The organism is Pseudomonas sp. P5_A2_2 (assembly GCF_054177685.1).
The window spans coordinates 1-2,247 of record NZ_JBGCUL010000742.1 but is presented as its reverse complement, the minus strand read 5'-3'; the positions used below and the strand labels follow the sequence as shown (position 1 = coordinate 2,247).

Sequence of the window (2,247 nt, the reverse complement as noted above, 5' to 3'; positions counted from 1 at the left end):
GCCAAGGACCTGGAGCAATTGCACAATCAATGGCTGCAACCCAAGTACCCGCGGCTCACCGAGTCCCCGGGTTTCTGGCAAAACCTCTGTTTATTGCTGGCCGTGCTGGCGTTGAGCTGCATGGCCATAGTGTTCTGGCAGCGTCGCCAGCAGCACAACCTGGAACAGCGCCTGCTGGCCGCGCAGGAAGACATTGCCTTGCGCGCCGCCAGCGAAGAGGCATTGCGGCTCACCCAGTTTTCCATCGATCAAAGCACCGTCGGTATCCTCTGGGTCAACTGGGACAGCCACGTGCGCTACGCCAACCGCGCGGCGGAAAGCATGCTTGGCTATCCGGCTGGCGGGATCATTGATCGGCCCTTGATCGATTTCGAACCCGGCCTGCACATGGACCGCTGGCTGAATCTGTGGAAGCGCGCCCGGGCCAGTGAAGAAGGCCCGCAAAGCTTCGAAACCAATTGCGTGCGCGCTGACGGCAGCATTCTGCCGACCGATGTCTCGTTGAGTTTTCTGCGCTTTCGCGATGGCGAATACCTGGTGGTTTACCTCAACGACGTCACCGAGCGGCGCCGTGCTCTGGCCGCCTTGCAGGAAAGCGAGGCGCGGCTGCAAGGCATCGCCGCCAATGTTCCGGGGCTGGTATTCCGCCTGGAGCGGGCGCCGGTGACCGGTCAGATCGACTTTGCCTACATCAGCGAAGGCAGCGAAAGCCTGGTGGGTTATTCGCCAGCCACGCTGGCGCATCGCGATAAAGGCCTGCGCAGCATCGTGCATCCGGATGACAGGGCCAGCTATCACCAGACCCAGGATCATGCGCTGGATACCGACAGCGACTGGTCGTGGCAAGGTCGAATTCTCACGCGCCAGGGCGAACAGCGATGGGCGGAAATCAAGGCCATCACCCGTCAGCTGGAAGACGGAGCCTATGTCTGGGACGGTATCGTCTGGGACATCAGCGAGAGCAAGCGCATCGAACTTGAACTGGCCAGCTCCCGGGAACAACTGCGTGAGTTGTCCGCGCACCTGGAAAGCGTGCGCGAAGAAGAAAAGGCGCGCATCGCCCGGGAAGTTCACGATGAGCTGGGTCAGATGCTGACCGTGCTCAAGCTGGAAACCTCCATGTGCGAACTGGCTTACGCGCAACTCGATCCAGGCCTTAACGAGCGCCTGGGCAGCATGAAACGCCTGATCGCTCAACTCTTCCAATTGGTTCGCGACGTGGCGACTGCATTGCGCCCGCCGATTCTCGATGCGGGTATTGCCTCGGCCATCGAATGGCAGGCCCGACGGTTTGAGGCGCGCACGCAGATCCCGTGTCTGGTGCAGGTGCCGGACAATCTCCCGGTGCTCAGCGACGCCAAGGCTATCGGCCTGTTCCGGATCCTTCAGGAAGCGCTGACCAATGTCATGCGCCACGCCCAGGCGCATACTGTCGAACTGACGCTGGCGCTGGAAGGCGACGAGTTGTGTCTGACGGTCAGCGATGACGGTGTAGGATTTGTCGCCGCGCTTGGCAGGCCAGCGTCCTTTGGGATTGTCGGCATGCGCGAGCGGGTATTGATCATGGGTGGTGAGTTATCCCTTGAGAGTGAGCCGGGTGAAGGCACGACCCTGAGTGTGCGGGTGCCATTGGGTGGGGCCTGATTTTTAATGTTGTCTGGGCTGACACCTTTGTGGGAGCGAGCCTGCTCGCGATAGATCTTGAATCTGGAGAAGTCTGTGATCCGTGTACTGGTAGCCGAAGACCACACCATCGTCCGTGAAGGCATCAAGCAGCTGATTGGCCTGGCCAAGGACCTGCTGGTGGTGGGGGAGGCGAGCAATGGCGAGCAGTTGCTCGACACCTTGCGTCATGTGCCCTGCGAAGTGGTGTTGCTGGACATCTCCATGCCAGGCGTCAACGGTCTGGAAGCGATTCCGCGGATTCGCGCCCTGAACAATCCACCGGCGATCCTGGTGTTGTCGATGCACGACGAAGCGCAGATGGCCGCCCGGGCGCTGAAGGTCGGGGCTGCCGGTTATGCAACCAAAGACAGCGATCCGGCACTGTTACTGACGGCCATTCGCAAAGTGGCGTCTGGCGGGCGTTATATCGACCCGGAACTGGCCGACCGCATGGTCTTCGAGGTCGGCCTGACCGACTCGCGTCCATTGCACTCGTTGCTCTCCGAGCGCGAATTTTCCGTGTTCGAACGCTTGGCCCAGGGCGCTAACGTCAACGACATCGCCCAGCAACTGGCGCTGAGC

At 61.1% G+C, this 2,247-nt stretch carries 2 protein-coding genes; both read left to right on the top strand.

The features are described 5' to 3' along the window. A partial coding sequence (locus ACXRVY_RS25055; protein ID WP_458238526.1) for a PAS domain-containing sensor histidine kinase occupies positions 1-1,644 on the top strand: 1,644 nt, incomplete at its 5' end. Between the two features lie 75 nt (positions 1,645-1,719). Then, a partial coding sequence (locus tag ACXRVY_RS25050; protein WP_458238525.1) for a response regulator occupies positions 1,720-2,247 on the top strand: 528 nt, incomplete at its 3' end.